We start from the raw sequence: 19632 nt of genomic DNA on the forward strand, positions 1-19632 counted from the left end.
ATTATGAATAATCAAGATCAGTATTTTAGGAAATTGCAACGGGATGGCATTTACCATTATGCCCATTTAATGGCTAATGCAACTCCGCCGGTTTGCGAAGTCATAAATTCCCTAAACGCGGATCCAGTTATAGAACATCGTGAATACGATCTTTCGAAACCTGGCGACAGGATTGATTTAAAGGCATTTAGTGAAGATTGGGGTCAAATTTCGGTAGTGGAGTATAAAAAGGCATTTGGAGAAGCTACCTCGGGTGATTTTAAGGTATATATTGACGGCAAGTCGCAAGTCTAAAGTGTTGGTGATATGCTCAACGAATACCAGGAATAAAGTCAGAAGTGGCAGAATATCTCCCCGGATGTAGGTAGTTCAGGTTGCTGTTGATTTTTGCAAATTACTTAACAAAAAGCACTTGTTCCCCACAAAAATTTGCTGTTTTGTAACTACATATTTTGATGATTTTATCAAATCGAAGACGGATATTAAGCCTTTCTTCCAATTTTCGTCCAGTCAGTAAAATGGAAATTTTAAGACCGTCTTCGGTAATCTCGATCATTTCAACAGTATCCTGAGATAAGTAGATCGGGGCGTAATGAATCATTTGACCGTAATAAAGGAAATTATATTCCCCATAGATCATACAATGAACATCCCCTGTTGAAAGCTGGTCAATAAGCCCATAAATGATCGTTTGAAGATTTAAGTCAACCATTATTTATTGTTTTCTAATCAACCACCTTCCGGATCAAGGCGTATTCATCAGCCGCTAAAATATCCAACTTTCCGTCTGTGGCAATTACGATCTGGTCTCGAAATTTTTTAACCCGCGAAAGCATGGGCTCGATGATCGTGTTGCTATGACTGACAAAATCATAAAGGTCCTGATGGCTTGCTGGAAGCTTATAACCACGTGAACTGCTGGCAACGAGCACGCCGGCATCGCGCAAAGGCGCTATCACTTTTGTCTGAAAGTAATCCAAGGAAACATTTTTTCCCCTTCTCGCCCCCACATGTTCCATCAGCTCGAAACTGGTAATATACCTGGTGGGGTTGATGTGCCGGAAATGGAATAGCAGATAACCCAGACAACTTACCTGGTCGATGCTTTGCAGTGCACGGTCAGAAGACTTCCGCTGCAGAAAACTGTTGGCAAGTTTTACGCTCAGTTCCGCGAGCAGCGGATCATAGGCGGGGCCGGGCACTGGCGGGTTAGCCAGGTTGTGCTCAAAAGCGTCTGGCCAGAACTTAATTGTTAACAGTTTTCTTTTAAGAACTTCTATGAACGCTGTGCGCTGATCGGTGATGACCGTTTCATCATAACACCTGGCAAGGCTACCCGCGATAAACCCTGCCGTTTGTACCAGTAAGCTATCTTGCAGCTGGGTAAAACCAAAGGCTGATTCATTAAAAAGATTCGGGATGTGGCTCTGCTGAACGTAACCAATGAACCCTTTTAAAAAGCCTTCATCAGCGGGCTGACTGGCGATCATTTCCAGATCCGGATAGATATTGAAAAGTTCGCGGTCGACAAGCCCATGCATGAATTTAAAAAGCGAACCTTTAAACCTGAGACCCTGGCCGCTTAACTGGCGCTTATCCAGGATCAGCGCAAATATTCTGAAATCAATTTCGTCAAGATCTTCCAATATCTCTTTCCGCTTGTTGTGATCGTTTCCGACCACCTCGGAATCTATGCGGCCACCATTGAAATGGCGTTGGCTGACTGCTTCCAGAATTGTTTGTAACTCTGGTGCACCCGGGTTTGCCGGGATAATTGCCGATACAATAAAATGGGTAGTAGCAGGTAATCCAGAAGGTGTCTTTTTAGAAAAATCCAGTGTGTTGTTTCCCCACTCGCTCAGATATGCGGTCTGTTGTTGCATGATACGCTGTTGCAGTGACCTGGTCACTTTCTTAAATTCGCTTACCGTCTAATAGTTCTTCCGGATCAATTATCAGTTTCTAACTCTGTTCTTGGCTTGCGGCCCCGTGGCTTACCAGTATATGGTGCTTTTGCAACGATCGTCTCAGGTGATATCGCCAAAGCGTAAGCGGCTTTACCTTCATGGTCGAAGATCGAGGCAGTAAACGTATATTTAACAGCGTTGTAATCAATGCCTCCTTTGGAAAGTATGAGCTCTAAAGGAAGGGAATACCCGCGCCCGGTCCGGACGATGGAAAAAGCATTTTCCTGATCTGTGGGGATCAAATAAAGATTTTTGATCTTACGTTTCCCCTGATCAGTCCCAACCTGAAATTTTGTACTATCGGGCTCAATCCCGAGTTCTTCAATCGAAGCTGCTGGGAATATGATTTTGCCTGCGTTGGAAATGTAGCCAGTCGGCAGCGCCTTTGCTTTGACTTTCTCTTTTGTTTTTGGCTGGTTTTCTTCTGGTAAGAAAAACCGGATGTCTTTTGATGCCATCTTGATTTGTATTTGTGAAATTTGACTTGCAATATATACCAATGTAAAATGTTTTCTTGCATATGCGTGAATGACACCATTTACTGAGGTGCCAACCTGCAACCAGTCTTACCTACGCATAAGCTGAATTTTTATTGGAATAAGTGACACGATGTCACTTATTCGGTTGCCGTAAATCATACATGTAAATGGGAGTTAGAACTATAAGCTTTTTGAGTGTCACCTTCACTATCTCTGTCTGATCACACTGATCAACTAAGTAAGACTTCACCTGGTGGGAAGGTCTCGAACGAAATCCGTAGTGATTTGTTCGTAGCGGCTAACTTACAACTCAGGTAACGTAACGTATATACGTCTACTTGTTTATCCACAGCACATTTATAACCAAGTACTACAATATATTGTAATATTTGATTATTTTCATATTTTTAGCAGTGTCCTGGTTGACAAGCCGGCGTTGATAAACCCTTAAAATTAATTTATCATAGATGTCTTAGAAGATCGTAATTCTATTGCTGGGTAGTAAGATGTTTAAGATTTATGAAGCCAGAATAGGCATTATCTTTATTTAAAAAATATAAATTTGCATTTATAACATCTATAACTATCTTATGAGAAAATACTTTTTAATGTTGTCGGCTTCCATTTTATTTCTTTCATGTTCTGATGATTCTGAAACTGTTACGCCTGAACTTGGCTCTATATTTAAAGTTGAATACATTCAGTCTGGAAGTTATGAAGACTATAAAAAAGAGATTGGGTTTAGCCAGCCCTTGTTTTATGAAGGTACAGCAGTTGAAACCGGTCCTATTTTAAGTGAAGCTGCGTTAATCAACAGAAAGTATGTGTTTGTGTCATCTAAAAAATTGGAACTGTTAAAAGTTACATTTAATACTGAACCCAAAGAAGACTCAGGTGAAATGGCAGAGTTTGTTATTAATGTTTATAAAGACGGTAAACGAATTGATAACAAATCTTTTAAAGTAGCAGGGAGCGGAGTAATGAATCATTCATGGGAGTACAAAGGAGGTTTGATGCTATAGTAAAATTCATCATAATTAATTAGGTTTTGATATGAGAGACTGGAATGAAATAATACAAAATGCAATCTTAATAGCGATGGGATCTGCTGTTTTAGGTTTTATTGCTATGCTCATGAGAGATATTGTTCTTTCTTTTTTTAAGCGTTCTGCTAAAAAAGATCTAAAATGAGTAACATAGACGAACTGGACTTAAATAAGCTTATTGCTAGTCTTCCTGAGGAAGAACAGAAAAAGATTAAAATTAAGCTTTTAAGGTCGCTTAGGGAATTCTACGCAAGTTTAGAAACTGAAAGTCCTACTGTCGAGAATAACGAATTACAAATTGAGGATATAGCTGCAAAAGCTCAAAAGGATCTTTCAGAGGTGCTTAAAGGTATTCGAGAGGATTTTGGTTGGACGGTATATGCGGCTTCTAAAAAGGCAAAAATTCGTCCTGAACAGGTTAGCTCGATAGAAGGTGATCCGAAGGTAAATAATAATTATACGTCCAAATTTCTGTTCAGATACTTAGCTGCTTTGGGTGTTCAGCTGACGGTAGCAGATGTGTCTACAAAAAATGTCGATAGTATATAAAAATATATATACATATATAGAAAAATGTATATCTTTAAAGGATTTTTAGAATTATACTCATGAAGGATATCACAAAAGTTTCACATTTGATAAGTCACGGGAAGATCAATAATCTCAATGATCTTTACGAGCAGGTATCAAAAGCTGATATCGCGCGGGCTTTAAATCAAAATCCCACAAGCTTTACTAATTACAAGTCTAATAATCCTGAGTCTTTTAAACTTAGCGAGTTTATAGCCTTGTCTAAATTCTTAAATGTTAGCCTTGAATCTATTACCACGATTTTTGCAAACTCGATTGATACCTATTCACAACTATCTGATAAGCAATGAACGAACAATCTTTAGCTTTGACGCTGCCTCTTACTGATACTCGTGTCATAAGTAGAATCGACAGAGCAATAGCGGATAACCTTGATGCGCTTAAAAAGACCTACGGAAGGGATCATGAAATCGCCAGGGACTTTATCATATTTATTAGTACTAGTCTGAAAACTGATATGTTTGGATTCACAAGATTCACGATGTCAGACTTCATTAAAGTTGTCGGTCGAGATAGACGTGAGCTATCTTCAAAGCATTCTTATCTTACTGACAAGAGTGCGGAAATTATTGAATACAAAGGCCACCAGTTCATTTCTGTATTTGATTACGTATTGCACCTCTTACAGAGTCGAAATCTCATCTTTTCCAAAGCATATTCCTACCTTAACCAAGGTAGGACAGTTGAAATGGAAGGTATCCAAATTATTAAACAATTAAAGATCACAACGGATACTAAAAATGGTAATAGCAAAGTCTATGATATCAGATTAAGTGAAGACTTTTTAAATGGATTTATAAGTAGATACTACACCTTCGAGGTAACGGGATATCCAAAAGTTGGAAAAGGGAAGGGGGGAGATGGCCGGAAGACATTGTACCTCATGCTATCCAAGGCAATGCATCAAAATATCAGTGATAGGGTAAAATATTCATGGTATTCTGTGGATTTTCTTTGTAAGATCTGCGATGTTCATTTTTCGGAACCTGCTGAACGTAAGCGCCTAATCACAAAGTATCTCAATAATTTGATTGAAAAGGGAGGATTGAAGATTGCCTATGAATTTGTGATAAAACACGGAAGTGACGATAAGCATATACGTGGGTTTTGGATTAAAGTGGACTTTATGCCAGAAGGTGTAGTCCAATTAAGAGAAACCAAGGCCGATCATCATTTTCATAGCATACTGTCCGCTGATTTAAAAACAGAATTCTCAAACCTTTATGGGAAAAGAGTCTTGAATTTCAACGAGGACGAATCAGATCCTTTCCAAAGATGGGTAACAAATCCTCGTGCTGATTGGGCCATAAAAAGAAGTGTATTCATGAATTGTTATTTATTAGCTTATAAAAAGCATATTTCCATTTGGGATGCTGACTTAAAAATGTCAAATACTTCAATTAAGGCTCATAGCATCTTAAATTAAGTGCATCGTCATTCTTAGTAGGGAGATGTAACTAGTTTACACCTCCCTTTTTGTTTAAAATGCCTTTACCCCTGGACTGAGGTCTGCATTCGCCTGAAATCGCGCTTTCGTCTTAGGTTGTCGGGTATACTACATGTAAGTGCTTATTTTTCAAAGTTATCCACAAAAAAGCGAAAATCGGTTGTCAGAAATACTACATGTAGAGTAAGTAGGTTGTCGGGAATGCTACGTGTAATCAATTTTGGCTGTCGAGAATAGTACATGTAAATTTTGCCGGCTGTCGAGAATGCTACATGTAAGGTAAAATCGCAGATCCGTTGTCGAGAATACTACATGTAAGAAACCTCAATTTATTGCGTTTCCAGCGAATTGAGCGGGGGGTATGTCCAGAATACTACATCAATATTATATTAAAATTATAAAAATTATAAAAAGAAAGAAGAAAAGCGGTATTCGCTAACGCTCATGATTTAATTATTTGAACAAATGGGGAAAAGAAATGTGAAACCTTTCGAACTAATAACATAGTTGGTTGATTTTTTTTTCAGCAGCAAAACTTACCAAAGAGTATAATTTTAAAATAAGCTAAAATTCGGTAATACAATATATTGTATATTACGTTTCATTGTATTAGATTTAGTTGAATTTTAAAACTTGTATCATGGAAAGGAAAATAGACGCCGGAGGCCGATGCATTTTTGTTTTAAGTTGGATATCAGCCGGATTTTTAAGTTGCATGTGGATCAGTTTGCTAATACTGGATCTGTCTTACGATCCTATGTTGTTTTTAAAGGCTCATATTGTCGCTCTGGTGACATTTGCAATCAAATATGATATAGATTTCAACCTTAAACACGTAAAGCCCGGTGCAGACGATAAAATCGGCTGTAAATATTAAGATGATAATTGAGATCTCTGACTTTTAGAAGTTTTTAATGCTAAGCAGATTTCAATAAAATATTTTTCTAAAGCATGATCCTTCTGTACGCAAATCTTAGCGTTATGTTTGGATGGGTTTTAGACGGAAATGCAGTGTATAGGTTGTCCGAAATACTACATGTAAGCTTTTAAGAAGATGATGTCCATTGCTCCTAAGCGAGCATCGGCTCCTGATGTGATCCATACTAACCACAATGTTAGAAGAAGAATGGGTTGTCCGAAATACTACATGTAACCCGTTTTATAAGATGCTAACCTTTGATCCTTAGCGAGAAACGTTTCATTGTTTTTACTTGAAAAATTTCAATCTGGTTATTGATCCGGTTCAGCTGTTTCATATTAATTTATTACCTATCCTAATTTTAGGAGGGTTGTCGCAAATACTACATGTAATTCATTTTCAAAGTCTGATTCTGGCGGCTTTTGGAAGGTTAATACATGATGATCGCCGTGATATAGCTGTTTATAGAGGTAAAACTTCATTTTTTTGCAGCACTTGGTCCGAAGCCCTGCAACGCAATACCCGTTGTCGGGAATACTACATGTAACCTTTCTTAAAAAGCCTAAGCTTTTGCTAATCAACTTCCCTAGCTCCCGGCCTGATCAGTGAATCAGCGCCTAAGAAAATTCTAATCCTGCTCAAAAATCTTGTCAATTTCTCTAAGGTTTTCAGCTGGCCACACCTGGTGCCGGCGCACAAAACACTAGCAAATTAAGTAGGGTAGGGGAGATTATAAAGTGCCCCAAACCTGACAGGGTATTGGGGCGCGAAAAATTAAACCTCTTAAAATTTAACATTCGTAAGTCAAAATTAGGTCTTTATTTGACTATAAAAAAGCTCTTTTTAAAGGTCTTTGACTTCTTTGCATCGTCAGTACAGGTAATGCTTGCTGATGTCTGCCCAAGGGTTATGGGAATGAATCGAATATATAGTTTGTCTTTGGCAAAATTCGATGTTGTCACGTTGAGCCAGTCATTCGCTCTTATTTCTTGCGACCTGTATACCAAGCTAGCGTCAGTACCTTCATCGACTTGATAGGTTATTTTATAATTTACATTTTTGCTGAAAGTAAGCTGTTTTAAGTACAGTTCAAGGAAGGTAACTCTACTTTTGCTAATTGTATCTGTTGGTATTACGACATAGCTTGTATCCCGGCCCAGCTTCGCATCCATTGCCCGAAAAGAAAAGTTGTATTCAGGAAAGCCTGGCGTTGCACCGTAATCTTCCATAGGCGTTAGGCTTAATTGTCCTTCGCATCCTGTCAGTATCGCTATTCCGAAGAACATTGCGAACATATATTTTAAATTTTTCATAGCTCTAATTATTGTTTACACTATCTATTGAAACGGTAACCGATTCCCAGCTGGGTGTGGAATATCTTTGTACTTGACTTAGGGAGCCAGCGCTGTTTTGCCTTGATTGTGAAGTGTTCTATTTCAATTTCTATTCCGACCATTCCACCAATCAGAAATTTATTCTTGTTGTTTATGTGGTAATTACCGGCTACGCTAACATTGTTATTAATACTTTCATAACCAGCAAGTAACTGTGGAATGGCATTGAGATAAAAGACTCTTCTTTTGCTTTTGATAAGCTTGAAGCCATGTCCAAATTGAACACTGTAATGACGTACCGGGATTGTTCCTGTATTAAGTCCATCAGGGCTGAACAGATACGTCTTCTGCAAGTAGTCTAAGTTCCACCTCCAAGAATTTTCAAATTTGTTATATCTACCTGTGCCAAGTGATACCCAAAAACCTGAGTTGTCATTTTTAAGGTTATGATCAATGCCATCAACAGTACCAGCTGCAATGTCAAAGAATCTACTGCCTTTAACATGTACCTGGGAAAAAGAATAAGTAACCGAAAGGCACAAAAATAATATTGTGAATTTTATCAATTTCATGATCATAGATTTTTTACCTGAAGTAATGTCTGATTGTCCAACTGGAACTTTACATGGCGGCCACCGGCTTTTTCATAGACTTCAATTTCTAGTATTTTACCATCCGCGAGTGTGTAATAGGGGAATGAGATCACTTTATCAATGTCTGAGTAGCCGTTTAGCTGGTCAGGAGTAATTGGATAAGACATTAAAGTTTTAATTTCTTCCTCTTGTACAGCCATTCTCTTGACGTAGTTTTTATCTCTGACAAACACCTTGATAAAATCAATTTTATAAGGCATATAGCTTTTGTTCCGGAGTTGAAGCTTCATGAACAGGACATTATTATTGTCTAGGTATAAACCCTTTACGAGAGCTTCAAAATTGTCCTTTTTGGCCCCCACATGCCGGATGAAATTCTTCTTATCTACAACTTTTTGAGAGGAAGCCTTCAATGCTTCTTCTACATAATTGCCTTCCGCAAGTACATAAGTGTTTGGAGAACTATTCGAACCAGCACCTATTCCTAATGCCTTCGTTGCTTCATAATCAGCGATTATATTGTTTGAAATATTAATGTTGAACACCGCTGGGTTTTCATTATAACGCACTAAAAAACTGTAAAGTCCTCCATCCTCTGTTAGAACAGTCATATTTGTTTCTTCCACAAAGCCCTTTACATCACTTTTAACACGAAGAACATTGAGCACAGCTTCCGGAACAGTAGCAATTACAACGTCACTTCCGGCATCGAAATCTTTTATTTTACTAGGAAACACTATGTGAGTGGTTTTGTTAAATGATAGCTCGACAGGGTAGCTCCCTCTTACCGATGCTTTTGCAATCGGCAAGATGAAAGGGTGGGGGTCAATTACTATTGGTTTTAAGTTACTCTTTTTTGATAAACTGTTTGGTATCAGTGAATCTAGTGAATCGCTCACTATCTGCGCATTATCCTGAGCAACTACGCTTTTACTCAAAACTAGCATTAGTACAATTGAAAGTATTTTTTTCATGACTATTGATTTCTATTTTGGTAAATTTTTGATGTTTTTTTATTCAATGATCTCAGAATCAGTTTCTTCTTCTGTCTCAGATTCTTCGTTATTTTTACCCGCTCTTAACAGAATCTGGTAGTTGGGTCTTACCTGAGCCTTTGGCTGCTGCATCTTTCTTTGAAGCACATTTCTACCTGTTTGCATCACCATATTAACGCCCTGACTGGCGAGCTGACCTCCAACTTGTTGTGCGACCGACCCGCCCATTACATATGAAGGAGACATCATCTGCGTCGAGCTTTGTGCAAGTGAGTTATTTACTTGTTGCTTAATTCTCATATCAGGAACGTACAAACCCTTGCGGCCATCCAAATCATAAGCTACAAGGCTTACATTGTAGATGAAGTTATTCACTCTAATTGTGCTAACGGATATATCTATACGATCTCCGGTAATTCGGGCAATTCCGTATACCAAAGTATTTTGTGGCAGGATTAGTGGTTCTCCTTCTATCATAATTTTGGTTTCATCCTGCATCCGGATAGAAACTGATGAACCATTTGTTACTATAATCCCATCTCCGTCACCATGTACTACGGCCCGGATAGATCCTTTAACTTTTGATGGTCGATTGTTTTTCACCTTACTGCCGTTCAATCCGTAAAATCCATTCCCACCTTCTCTCCCATTTGTTCCGATTGAAGAAGTGTTAACTTCTACGCTATATTCATCACTGCTTTGAGTATTCTGTCCTTTATTTCTTCCAGGAGAATAATTTCTTGGAACTGCGTTTTGGGAAACATTCATAGGCCGCTGCACCGGCTGGTTTTGTTGGTTCATTTGCTTATCTAGCATGGCCAGCAGTTTGTCATTTGCTTTAAGTCGTTGTTCTTCTTCTCTGATCGCTCGTGCCTTCTCAGCTCTTTCTTCTCGCTCAGCAGCAGGATTATTATACATATTGTTAACTGTCCGGTTAACATCTCGATTGTAGGCATTTTGCTGCGCGATACTGCTTTGTCTCACCTTGTTTTTTCTTTGCTGGCTGGTCAATTTCATATCCTCTGAACTCAAAGTGCCAGTCCCTTTATTTGCTGCCCCAATTGATTTTGCAAAATTTTCGACATCACTTTTGGTATTCGGTTCCAATCCACTAACGTTATTATTATCACCTGCCATCATGCGGGAATTGATGTTCGCATTGTCATCTAGCGTTATTCCCAGGCCAGAAACCGGCTGCATATCTCCCGGTAAACTGGCTGCTGCATCATACTTCTGGTCTTTCTTCAACTCTTTAACTTTTGCATCCGGTATGGCCAGATCCAGACCTACTTCTTTGTTTACTTCTTGTTTAGGGCCTCCAATCCATCCTTGCTGGTTGCCGACAATACCTATTCCAACTAGAAAAGGAAGGGGTAGGAGTATCATGAATAAGTGCTTCGATGGCTTCGAAAGAGCCTTAGCTTTTTCAGCCTTTATTTCGGTAGTTGCTGCCATTTTAGTGTTTGATTATTACTGATAAAATAGAATATAAGAAGTAGCAGAAGGAGGTAACCCACAAGAAAATGACAATTCCACTTGTCGTTTTTTTTCCAATTATGTCCTGCCAAGAATTTAGCTTGTTTCCTGTTATCTGGAATTGGGCATCTATCTTTTCACGGATAGTCGAACCTAACTGATAACCAGATAGTTGTTTCTCGTCTGCCGGTTTTTTATCTTTTCTTTTAAAATTGTTGAGAATCATTGTTCAACCAGGGTTAATTTTTGAAGACATTTTTTTACCTGACAGCTCCCACATTTTCTTCCTTAGGATCACTTCTGTGAGTAATTGTAAAGTTTCTTAAAAGGAAACCTTGGGGATTCACCTCTGATCGTGTAACGTCAACCAAGGTTGCTTCTGAGGCCAATATGCGGGTACTTCTATTGGTTGCTCGTTCTTGGGTTATTTTAAAAATTGTCCTTACCGTGTAAGGATATTTTTTCAAGTCTACATCGACGCTTTCAACTGTAACTTTCTGATTTGTATTTGATTGAATCAACTTTTGATAAAATTGATCTTCCTTTAATCTGTCAAACGTTCGCTTTGCAGATTCGTCTGCTAGAAAGGAAGCTTTAACAAAATTCGCTTCAATTGACCTTGCGTCAGGCGGACAAGTGAAAAACAGCTCGTGAAAGCGAGTTACATGGAATTTTGCTTCTGCAGGTCGGTTTTCTAATACATTTGCGCTAAACGCTTCTAGTGCAACACCTCTGTTAATCACATATATCCGATTACTTGAATCATGAACTTGTTTAAAAGCGAGCACTACCGAAACAATGCAAATTAATATGCAACCAACGATCACTGTAATTACCAGTAGTCTGTTCCGTTGATGCCCCTTCTCCATATTTAATAGCTCATTCATTTTTTTATTTTTTTGATGTTTGGAATGATGATCTCAGTTCTATTTTTTGTCTCGTCGTACACCTGTATAGTGACACCTCGGTTATGCACATAGAACACTGCTGTTTCGTCTGCATAATATTTGTAGCACCAGGCTAAACATCCGATAGTCAAGGTGAAAGCAAGAATTGTAATAATTATCGCTTCCAGTTGCACTCGGAGATACGATTGGTATAATGATGGTTTTTTCATTAGCTAACTGTTGCTGTTTTTGGTGCTGGCTTGGCCGAAAAAGATCCGGATCTTCCTGATGGATAGCCGCCACCATTTTGGCTACCACTATCATTATTTTTTGATCCCATTATATTACCCATACCGCGTGATGCTCCTGCTTGCTGTACAACTGATCCCATTGGTCCAGCTCCACCCATACTAGCAGCACCCATTGAACCACCGCCCATTCTCATACCTCCGAACCGTTTTGCAGCCATACCACCAGCAGCAGCTTTTCCCGTAAGTCCCTGAATCATCCCGGATGATCCACCGACAACCATTATCATGTTTGTAATGGATGGTATTTGTGTGTAGAGTACTAAAAGGATAATAAGGACTCCGGTATAAACTAACCCAAAGGCAAATGGATCTTGTCCTGGAAGCGTGGAAGACATATCACCAGAAATCATCATTTCATCCAGAAACCCCATGTTTAGAGTGACAGCGATATTTTGATATATTCCAGCCACCATCGGCAAAAGGGCATAGTTAATGTATTTGCCAAACCATTCAATTACGTTGTTGGATAAACCATCGAAAATGGCAAAAGCAATGGCTAATGGAGCAATAACTCTTAGTATTATACGATATATTGCTGAGATCAAATACAGGATTATGTATGCAATATCTCCCAGTAATGCGAGTATGGCTTGTGTGAAGTCATATAAAGCTGATTTGAAATCATCTGCCATTTTTCCAGTTGCAATATTAAAAGCCTTGCTGACTGATTTAAACATATCGTCTTCTGGCTCCCCAAATTCCATGTTATATGCATCTTCATTTTCTTCTATTTGCTGCCACTTCTTTTTAACAGCTTGTTCCCTTTTTTTCTGTAATTCAGCAACTCTTTGCTTAACTGACTCACTGTCCGCTTGCGCAGCAACAGCAACTTTCTTAAACGTTGCATCTATTAGATTAGTAATCTCTGGAATCAAGCCTATTAAGATCATTAAGGCAAATGGCCTGAGTAGGGGGATAAAATTGATTCCTTCGTTCCTTACAATCTGACCGGATATTTTTGAACCAATGTAAAATAGGCCAGCGATTCCGGCAATTCCCTTGGATGCGGCCATTAGCTCAGTACCAATAGCACTACCATAAGTATTGTCAGCTACCTGCTTCGTATACATTAAATCTATTACTCTCAATAGATCGGCGCTGCCGAAACTGTCAGCCAGTAGCATAAATGTGCTCATATGATCAATGTTAATTGTGTATGTTAGAGAAAGGGCTATTCTTTCTCTTTAATTTTTGTCGTGGACTGCCCTTTATATTTCTCTGCAATCGCGGCTTCGGCTGCGGTCATTTTCTCGTTCATTTCTTTTGTGTACTGATCTCTGAGCGGAGCTACCGTTTCCTGCACAAGCATGTTGCGCTGCATATCAATTCCTTTCTCGTAAGCTTCCCAAAGTGGCCCGCATATTTCTTCCATTTGGTATTCCCAATCTGCCATAGCTTTCTTGAAATCATCTTTCCCTTTGTCTTCATATTGAGTAGTTACCGTTACTCCGGACGTTGAATCATAATGCATGGTCGTCCCGAAAAATGTACCGTTTCCAGTTGGAGTAGGAACCATTGGACAGGCTCCCTCTCTCATTTTTATTGCATAGAAGCCGTTCTCAGTTGTTTTTGGTATTCGCATGTTTGCAAGTGATTGAGCCTCTAATTCGGCAATTTGAAGTTTATTATTAAACTCCTGATAAAGTTGCTGTTGAATCATGGCAGCCTCCTGAGCCATCTTTTTTTCAATGTCAAAATCGACTTCTTCATTATCATATTCGTTTCCGAATGTATAACCTGGGAACTCATCAACACCGGAAAAGCCACTTCCACCTTCTCCTGATACATTACTGGCAATCTTGTAAAGACGGGCAGTGGCACTTTTATCGTCCATACCGAATGCCCTTCGTTGTGAGATATAGTTTATCTTTCCGACGTATGACTTAATTTCCGAATTCAAGTTGCGCAGTCTTTCGGAAGCTTTGTTCACTCCCTCAAGTCTTGAACCATCATCCATCGTAGAGTTTTTCTGTTGCACCACTTCGGCCAAATCCTTAGTGATATTTGCTACTTCCTTAGAAAAACTTGTAAAGTCTTTCGATATCACGCTATATTCTGATGATAATATGTGCTTATCAGCAGCAAGCGCAGCTCCATAGTTATTGATCAGCTTTAACGTAGTCGTCGCTTCCTGAGCCAAGCTTACACCCCTTCCAACTTGACGTATGAACTTACTGATTTGAACCAATTTCTTCACATTACCTACCAATTGTACAAAGCTGGGTTCTTGGAAGAACTTGATAATGGTTGTAATTACAGTGTGGATAGGATCGTTCGTAATCATTTGTGAATACGCACCGCCCGATAAGAAGAAAAATAGTAATGCTGCAAAAACGTGTTTTTTAAGTTTCATGATTGCTATGATTTAAAGTGGAATTGACTTTTAGTTGTTGCTTGTTGCTAATTGCGGGAGTGGCCGTTCTCCATCTGCCCAAGCAGTTGTAGCTCTGGTCATATCATTATGATAAACCTCTTTGGCAAGTCTATGTATTTCTTCCACTTCATCTTTTCTAGTAGTAAAGGCAGCATACGCGGTTGGGCTTACTTCAATACCATACACTTTGGCGTAGTCCTTTAAAAGGATACACACTTCTCTGTAAGGTGGCCTTTTATGATCAATGGATCTGTTGACAGATTGTACAATGGAAGCCTGTTTTTCACTTAATCCGAGTAAGCCTTCAATCTCTTTAAATCTGTTTTCGTAATTTTTCTGATCTAAAAGGATTTTAATATCAGAGTTATTGATAATTGCATCTTTTACAACTTCACTACCGATAAGATCATCAAGTTCCTGGGTAACAACTATCAAGGAACCATCATGCTTTCTAACTGTTTTAGATGCCCAACGCAGGAAGTTTGCAAATTTTTCTTTCGTCAAAGCTTTCCAGGCTTCTTCAATAATTAGAGCCTTAATTGTTCCCTTTACGTTGAATAACTTACGTACATAAGTATTCATAATCATGATTGTTGTCACCGGAAACAATACAGGATGGTCTTTAATGTTGTCCAACTCGTAGATCACAAAAGGGAGATCCATCAAATCAATGTTCTTCCTGGAATTGAGCAGGAAACCGTATTGCCCATCATCATAGTATGGCTTCAATACGTAAAGGAAATTTTTTAAGTCAAACTCGACATCTTCTCTGCCGCCGTTTTTATGGAATACTGCGGGAAACTCAACTTTTGTATAGTCGTAAAAAGTATCGAAACAAGGATAGTACTTCTCTCCAGATAATCTTTTAACTCTTAGGAACACATAATATGAGTGAACAATATCTCTGATAGTTGTTAGTTCAGCATTTGTTACTCGCTCATTATCTGTTTTCCAAAGGCTTAATAGCAATTCAGACAGAGCGTCTTCATCTTCCTCTGATGGATTGAGTGTTTTAAAGAAGAATGGATTAAAGGCGATTGGATCATCTTGTGAATAGGTGATATATCTACCACCCATTGTTTCACATAATTTTTTGTAACTGTGCCCAACATCTACAATACTTACATGCATCTTGGCTGTAAGCATGTAATAGACCATGTTATTTGTGAAAAAGGATTTTCCTGATCCAGATGGACCCACAATAAATGTATTTCTATTAGCGATCGCACCTTTCTTCAAAGGGGCATCATACAGATCAACCATTAATGGATAGCCAAACCTATCTGTCATTCGTATCCCGGAGGGAGAATATCCAGCGTCATTGTAGTTTGTTTCCATCGCCAGTAAACTAACGGCTTCGTCAACAAATGATGTTAGCAAATTGTCTATTCCGATTTCTGCAATGTTACCCGGTATGCAACTCCAATATATTGTAGATATGTCGTGTCTAGCTTGTCGTGGGGTGAACCCCAAGTTTGCAATAGAAGAAGCCGTAGTTGATTTATATGCTTCCGCAGTTTCTCTGTCATTTGCCCAAATCATGACATTAAAATGCGCCTTTACAGGAACCCTTCCATTTTTTTCCATTTCTAGAAGAAAATCATCTTTGTATGCCATTGATACCTGATTCCCTTTTTCCCACTCAGAAAAGGAGTTGTGTCTTTTAATTTCCTTCACAAGGTTTTTGTTGATACTCCCACGATCTTCAATCATTATTACTTGATTGAAGATATGATTGTAGGGCATTCCAATACCTAGGACTGCACCAGTGCTTACTGGTATTTGGTATCTATCAGAGGAATACGGCTCGTAGGTTATAGAATTGGTTACAGCTGGTGGAAAGTCATTCAATTCGGATATTACGTACATGTATACCCATTTGTTACCAATTTTTAACGAGCCATCTTTTGATGTTTCCGTTTCTAATAAACTTCTGTCTTCATAGCTTAGGCTGCGGTAGTTATCAAGCAGTCCGGTTTCTTTTTCAGTACCTAAAATTTCTGATGGTGATAATCTCCGAGCCTTAATTTTACCAGATCCATTCAGAAGATATTCGAATTGTGCGCATGAATCCATGAAAGCATCCCATGTGCTTTGCTGTAACATTTCTTTTGGGACAAGATGCCTTTTTAACAAAGATGAGTTCTTGCTCGATCTTGTTTTTGCATCCATTGAGGGCCGGGTTACATATATGTAACATTTATGTATTACGTGAGGTCTTTCACCAAAATGCTTTTCGTTTGCATGAGCAAGGTAGTTTCCGTTTTTAATGGTTGGATTGTTAAAGTCAGCAGTATATTCAGCTTCAACATACCAGTCTTGCTTATGAACAATATATCCGACAGGGAGTGTTTTAATCGCATTAACGTATGCGTCAGAAAGAATATCAATTTCACCATCCGAAGCTGTAAATACTTCTGGATGTGTTAGCTCAAATGCAAGGGTAATGTCAGCATTAGCTGATACCATAACATCTGTGTGTGAATCTATTGCGAGAATTGGGAAGATACTTTCTTCCTCCTTGATTTTCATTGACATAACTAATTTCTTTTAACTGCTCTAAGTTTTACGACATTACGCGCGGCTTTTCGTCTTACTATAAACTTGGGTTGCATGGTAACAACAGGCAACTTGCTAAACCCCCATTTTCCATGAGATTTGTTGTAGTGCTGGGGTACAAAAAAAGAGGTAGCTAAACCGCCAACAAGAAAGACAATGCTGATAATGATCGGCAGTCCAACAATATGGAAAAACAAAGTCAGCATGATCGTTATAACAGCTCCAATTGCTGCATAATAGAAGAACTGTCCTTTGAGACCTTTGAACTCGATCTCGTTGTCGATTCCTCGATAAATGGTATATTTTTTCATGGCTAATAGATGGTTATGTTAAAGTGACACACTGTCACTTAATACCTTTGGTGTTGATTTCGAAATTATTGAGTTAAGTAACAGATTGTCACCTAATTGAGTATGCTGTCAATGATCCATCCCATCATAAATAGGAACATCAATGAGCCAAACCATTTGAGTCCGTAGTCATAAACATCATCATCTCCGTCCCGAACCTTCTTATATATACGGATAAGACCGATAATTGAAAATAGAATTCCTAAGTATAGAGCAGCTTGATGAGCTTCCGCTCCGTAGCTTATTGCTACTAAGTGTGGGGCAGTACCTGAACTTGCCCACCCAGCGCTATCAGTATAAATGAAAGCTTCCACAGCATATACAAGTGCAGATGCTCCCACCAGTCCCGCTCCCCATCTAATTATTGGACCTTCAAACTCTTCTCCCTTTTGCATATTTTGGAAAATGCGCAGCCCTGCTATTAATCCGGCAACAGCAATAATAGTCAGTGCTATAATTTTTGCCATTACCCATGCACCACTCATTGACATAGCTATTCATTTATAAAGTTTTGAACATTCGAATCACCCGACATGGCTTTTTGTTGTGAAGCAATTCTTTGCAACAATGTTCCTACAAGGAGTACTGCGATGATTGCACCAACCCATCTAAACCCATATCCTTTAATATCATCATCGCCATTCATCCACTTCGAATAGATCTTAAAGCCGCCAAGCAAACCCATAAATCCGCAGATTACGTAAACAAATGTTGTGAAGAGCTGTAAATTATCTGATATAGGGTTTGTTACGTATCTGTCAATTATTGACCCATCAATAGCACCTTCTCCTGTTCCAACGTAATGTTGCATTTGAACTAAAATTTGGCCCGGCATACTTTTCATAACTTTGATGGTTTATAATTTGTAAGGTTAAGAATGCCAAATGGCTATTAACCATTTGGCATGTAATTGTTCTGTTAATTACTTTACTTTCTTAGGTGAAGAATACTGCCTGCAATACAGCTGCGATTGCAAGAAGGAATAAAACAGCACCAACCCAGCCAATTGCATGTTTTTGTACATCTTGATCTCCATTTTGCCATTTAGAGTAAATGCGGAAACCTCCAAACAAACCTACCAAGGCGGCAATTACATAGATCAGAGTTGTCACCGGCTCAAAGTATGCCTGCAAATCAGTTGTTGCTTGCTGAATTGCAGCAGCTCCGGCCTGAATACCTGCATTACCCTGGGCTAAAACACTACCCATTCCAACCAAAACCATTGCTGATGCAGCAGTCACCTTTTTAAAAATCTGTTTCATAAATCTGTTTTTGAATTGTTAAAAAATATATAAAATGAACTGTTAAAATGCTTGTTTGACTTTTAGGACACGGTTTTTTTGAACTGTTTATACCCCCAGCACCCTATTAAAATTCCAATGGTGGAGAAGACACAATAGAAAAATGTTTCTTCAATTGTGACAAGAGATAGGGAGCCTTTGAATCCAACATAAAAGATCAATAGTGCTCCAAGGAGTACACCAAGGGCTAATTCGAAGTTTAGTTTATGCAGCTTGTTCATATTGAAATTGGGGGAATAAATTAAAAACGACTCGTTCGCGAGAGGTAAGAAGTTTGCTAACGATAAGCTCTATACGATTACCTGTGTCAGCTTCGAGTTTGTTGACCGTATCATTGACTTGAATGCATTCCTGGGTTAGAGCTATTCTTATTTCTTCACTTTCGTGCATCTGAATTTTTAATGAACTATGAAGAATCAAATCCTCTGATGACATTTCTCCAATGAATTTTTCTTCAATGCTGATAGGCTGAGATTCATCTTCATCATCTTCGTTATGGATCACAGGATCAAAACCATCGCCTTCATCTTCCTCTGAATTATCGGTTACGCCAATATTTTCTTCCCCACCTTGTTCTTTGCCTTCTTCTAAATTATTTTTAGATCCATTAGGAAGCTGTTGACCCGTTAAGAGCTTTTTTTTTTCGTAATCTTCAATATCTACAATCGTCTCAGAGGTTTGCTGTTCAGGTAGTTCGGCAGGCTGGTTCCCTCCTATCCTTGCATTTTCATCAAACATGAATCCTTCATTGTTCTCTTCATGACCTCCATTCTTTGCCATTTCAATGTTCCTACGGTCAGCTTCTGAGATGGGGCCTCCCCTACCGCTTTTTAGTGAATTGAATGACTCAGCCGTCGGTTTCTCGCTTAACTTGTTCTGATTCTTAGATAGCAGCCCATTTAATGAAGTATAGGCAAATACATATCCGATGAACAATACAAAACACAGAATTATGTAAATCGAATTACTGATAACGATAGCTAGCATAGTTTGTGAGGTGAAA

At 38.8% G+C, this 19632-nt stretch carries 22 protein-coding genes; 6 read left to right on the forward strand and 16 right to left on the reverse strand.

All coding sequences use genetic code 11. The features are described from left to right. Positions 1–3 precede the first annotated feature (3 nt). A complete protein-coding gene (locus tag FBF61_RS29705; protein ID WP_138484407.1) occupies positions 4–294 on the forward strand; it encodes a hypothetical protein in 291 nt (96 codons plus the stop codon). A gap of 100 nt (positions 295–394) precedes the next feature. Here FBF61_RS29705 and FBF61_RS29710 read toward each other — a convergent pair whose 3' ends face one another. From FBF61_RS29710 to FBF61_RS29720, 3 genes are all read right to left on the reverse strand, one after another. Continuing rightward, on the reverse strand, positions 395–712 hold the full coding sequence (locus FBF61_RS29710) for a hypothetical protein (protein WP_138484409.1): 318 nt from the start codon (positions 710–712) through the stop codon (positions 395–397). A 13-nt stretch (positions 713–725) separates the two neighbouring features. Further along, positions 726–1883 carry a DUF3800 domain-containing protein gene (locus tag FBF61_RS29715; RefSeq protein WP_138484411.1) on the reverse strand — a complete coding sequence of 386 codons (1158 nt, stop codon included), beginning with the start codon at positions 1881–1883 and terminating at the stop codon, positions 726–728. Positions 1884–1948: 65 nt separating this feature from the next. Beyond that, positions 1949–2425: a hypothetical protein gene (locus tag FBF61_RS29720; RefSeq protein WP_138484413.1), complete on the reverse strand. Its 477-nt coding sequence runs from the start codon at positions 2423–2425 to the stop codon at positions 1949–1951. Positions 2426–3036: 611 nt separating this feature from the next. On the opposite strand from FBF61_RS29720, the gene FBF61_RS29725 reads away from it, so the two are divergent. From FBF61_RS29725 to FBF61_RS29740, 5 genes are read left to right on the forward strand one after another with little or no spacing between them, the layout of a single operon-like run. Further along, the gene (locus FBF61_RS29725) at positions 3037–3468 is read left to right on the forward strand and encodes a beta-barrel fold lipoprotein (protein ID WP_138484415.1); all 432 of its coding nucleotides are present in this window, start codon (positions 3037–3039) and stop codon (positions 3466–3468) included. Between the two features lie 31 nt (positions 3469–3499). After that, on the forward strand, positions 3500–3637 hold the full coding sequence (locus FBF61_RS34770) for a hypothetical protein (protein WP_166444646.1): 138 nt from the start codon (positions 3500–3502) through the stop codon (positions 3635–3637). Next, positions 3634–4041, forward strand: coding sequence for a helix-turn-helix domain-containing protein (locus tag FBF61_RS29730; RefSeq protein ID WP_138484417.1), 408 nt, complete (start codon positions 3634–3636; stop codon positions 4039–4041). The genes FBF61_RS34770 and FBF61_RS29730 overlap by 4 nt, the downstream gene beginning before the upstream one ends. A 59-nt stretch (positions 4042–4100) precedes the next feature. After that, positions 4101–4373, forward strand: a complete 273-nt coding sequence (locus FBF61_RS29735; RefSeq protein ID WP_138484419.1) for a hypothetical protein — start codon at positions 4101–4103, stop codon at positions 4371–4373. After that, complete coding sequence (locus FBF61_RS29740; protein ID WP_138484421.1) at positions 4370–5509, forward strand: hypothetical protein; 1140 nt, start codon at positions 4370–4372, stop codon at positions 5507–5509. The genes FBF61_RS29735 and FBF61_RS29740 overlap by 4 nt, the downstream gene beginning before the upstream one ends. 1758 nt (positions 5510–7267) lie before the next feature. Here FBF61_RS29740 and FBF61_RS29745 read toward each other — a convergent pair. From FBF61_RS29745 to FBF61_RS29805, 13 genes are all read right to left on the reverse strand, one after another. Continuing rightward, entirely contained in the window at positions 7268–7762 is a 495-nt protein-coding gene (locus tag FBF61_RS29745) for a hypothetical protein (RefSeq protein WP_138484423.1), read from the reverse strand. A gap of 20 nt (positions 7763–7782) precedes the next feature. Further along, positions 7783–8355: a conjugal transfer protein TraO gene (locus tag FBF61_RS29750; protein ID WP_166444647.1), complete on the reverse strand. Its 573-nt coding sequence runs from the start codon at positions 8353–8355 to the stop codon at positions 7783–7785. A gap of 2 nt (positions 8356–8357) precedes the next feature. Beyond that, on the reverse strand, positions 8358–9350 hold the full coding sequence (traN, locus tag FBF61_RS29755) for a conjugative transposon protein TraN (RefSeq protein ID WP_138484428.1): 993 nt from the start codon (positions 9348–9350) through the stop codon (positions 8358–8360). A 39-nt stretch (positions 9351–9389) separates the two neighbouring features. Next, positions 9390–10826 (reverse strand): conjugative transposon protein TraM, encoded by a 1437-nt coding sequence (gene traM, locus FBF61_RS29760; protein WP_138484430.1) that lies wholly within the window; start codon positions 10824–10826, stop codon positions 9390–9392. 281 nt (positions 10827–11107) lie between these two features. Continuing rightward, positions 11108–11734: a conjugative transposon protein TraK gene (traK, locus tag FBF61_RS29765; protein ID WP_138484432.1), complete on the reverse strand. Its 627-nt coding sequence runs from the start codon at positions 11732–11734 to the stop codon at positions 11108–11110. Positions 11735–11963: 229 nt separating this feature from the next. Beyond that, positions 11964–13181, reverse strand: a complete 1218-nt coding sequence (locus tag FBF61_RS29770) for a TraJ family protein (protein ID WP_138484434.1) — start codon at positions 13179–13181, stop codon at positions 11964–11966. A gap of 35 nt (positions 13182–13216) precedes the next feature. After that, positions 13217–14398: a hypothetical protein gene (locus tag FBF61_RS29775; protein ID WP_138484436.1), complete on the reverse strand. Its 1182-nt coding sequence runs from the start codon at positions 14396–14398 to the stop codon at positions 13217–13219. Between the two features lie 30 nt (positions 14399–14428). Next, complete coding sequence (locus FBF61_RS29780; RefSeq protein ID WP_229215282.1) at positions 14429–16951, reverse strand: TraG family conjugative transposon ATPase; 2523 nt, start codon at positions 16949–16951, stop codon at positions 14429–14431. Positions 16952–16959: 8 nt separating this feature from the next. Next, positions 16960–17289, reverse strand: a complete 330-nt coding sequence (locus FBF61_RS29785) for a DUF4133 domain-containing protein (RefSeq protein WP_138484440.1) — start codon at positions 17287–17289, stop codon at positions 16960–16962. A 92-nt stretch (positions 17290–17381) separates the two neighbouring features. Further along, a complete protein-coding gene (locus tag FBF61_RS29790; protein WP_166444648.1) occupies positions 17382–17813 on the reverse strand; it encodes a DUF4134 family protein in 432 nt (143 codons plus the stop codon). A gap of 8 nt (positions 17814–17821) precedes the next feature. After that, a complete protein-coding gene (locus tag FBF61_RS29795) occupies positions 17822–18172 on the reverse strand; it encodes a DUF4134 family protein (protein ID WP_138484444.1) in 351 nt (116 codons plus the stop codon). Between the two features lie 91 nt (positions 18173–18263). Next, complete coding sequence (locus FBF61_RS29800; protein WP_229214182.1) at positions 18264–18590, reverse strand: DUF4134 family protein; 327 nt, start codon at positions 18588–18590, stop codon at positions 18264–18266. Between the two features lie 243 nt (positions 18591–18833). Continuing rightward, positions 18834–19616, reverse strand: coding sequence for a hypothetical protein (locus tag FBF61_RS29805; RefSeq protein ID WP_138484446.1), 783 nt, complete (start codon positions 19614–19616; stop codon positions 18834–18836). Positions 19617–19632 lie beyond the last annotated feature (16 nt).

It is taken from the genome of Dyadobacter bucti (genome assembly GCF_005869225.1).
Lineage (GTDB): Bacteria > Bacteroidota > Bacteroidia > Cytophagales > Spirosomataceae > Dyadobacter > Dyadobacter bucti.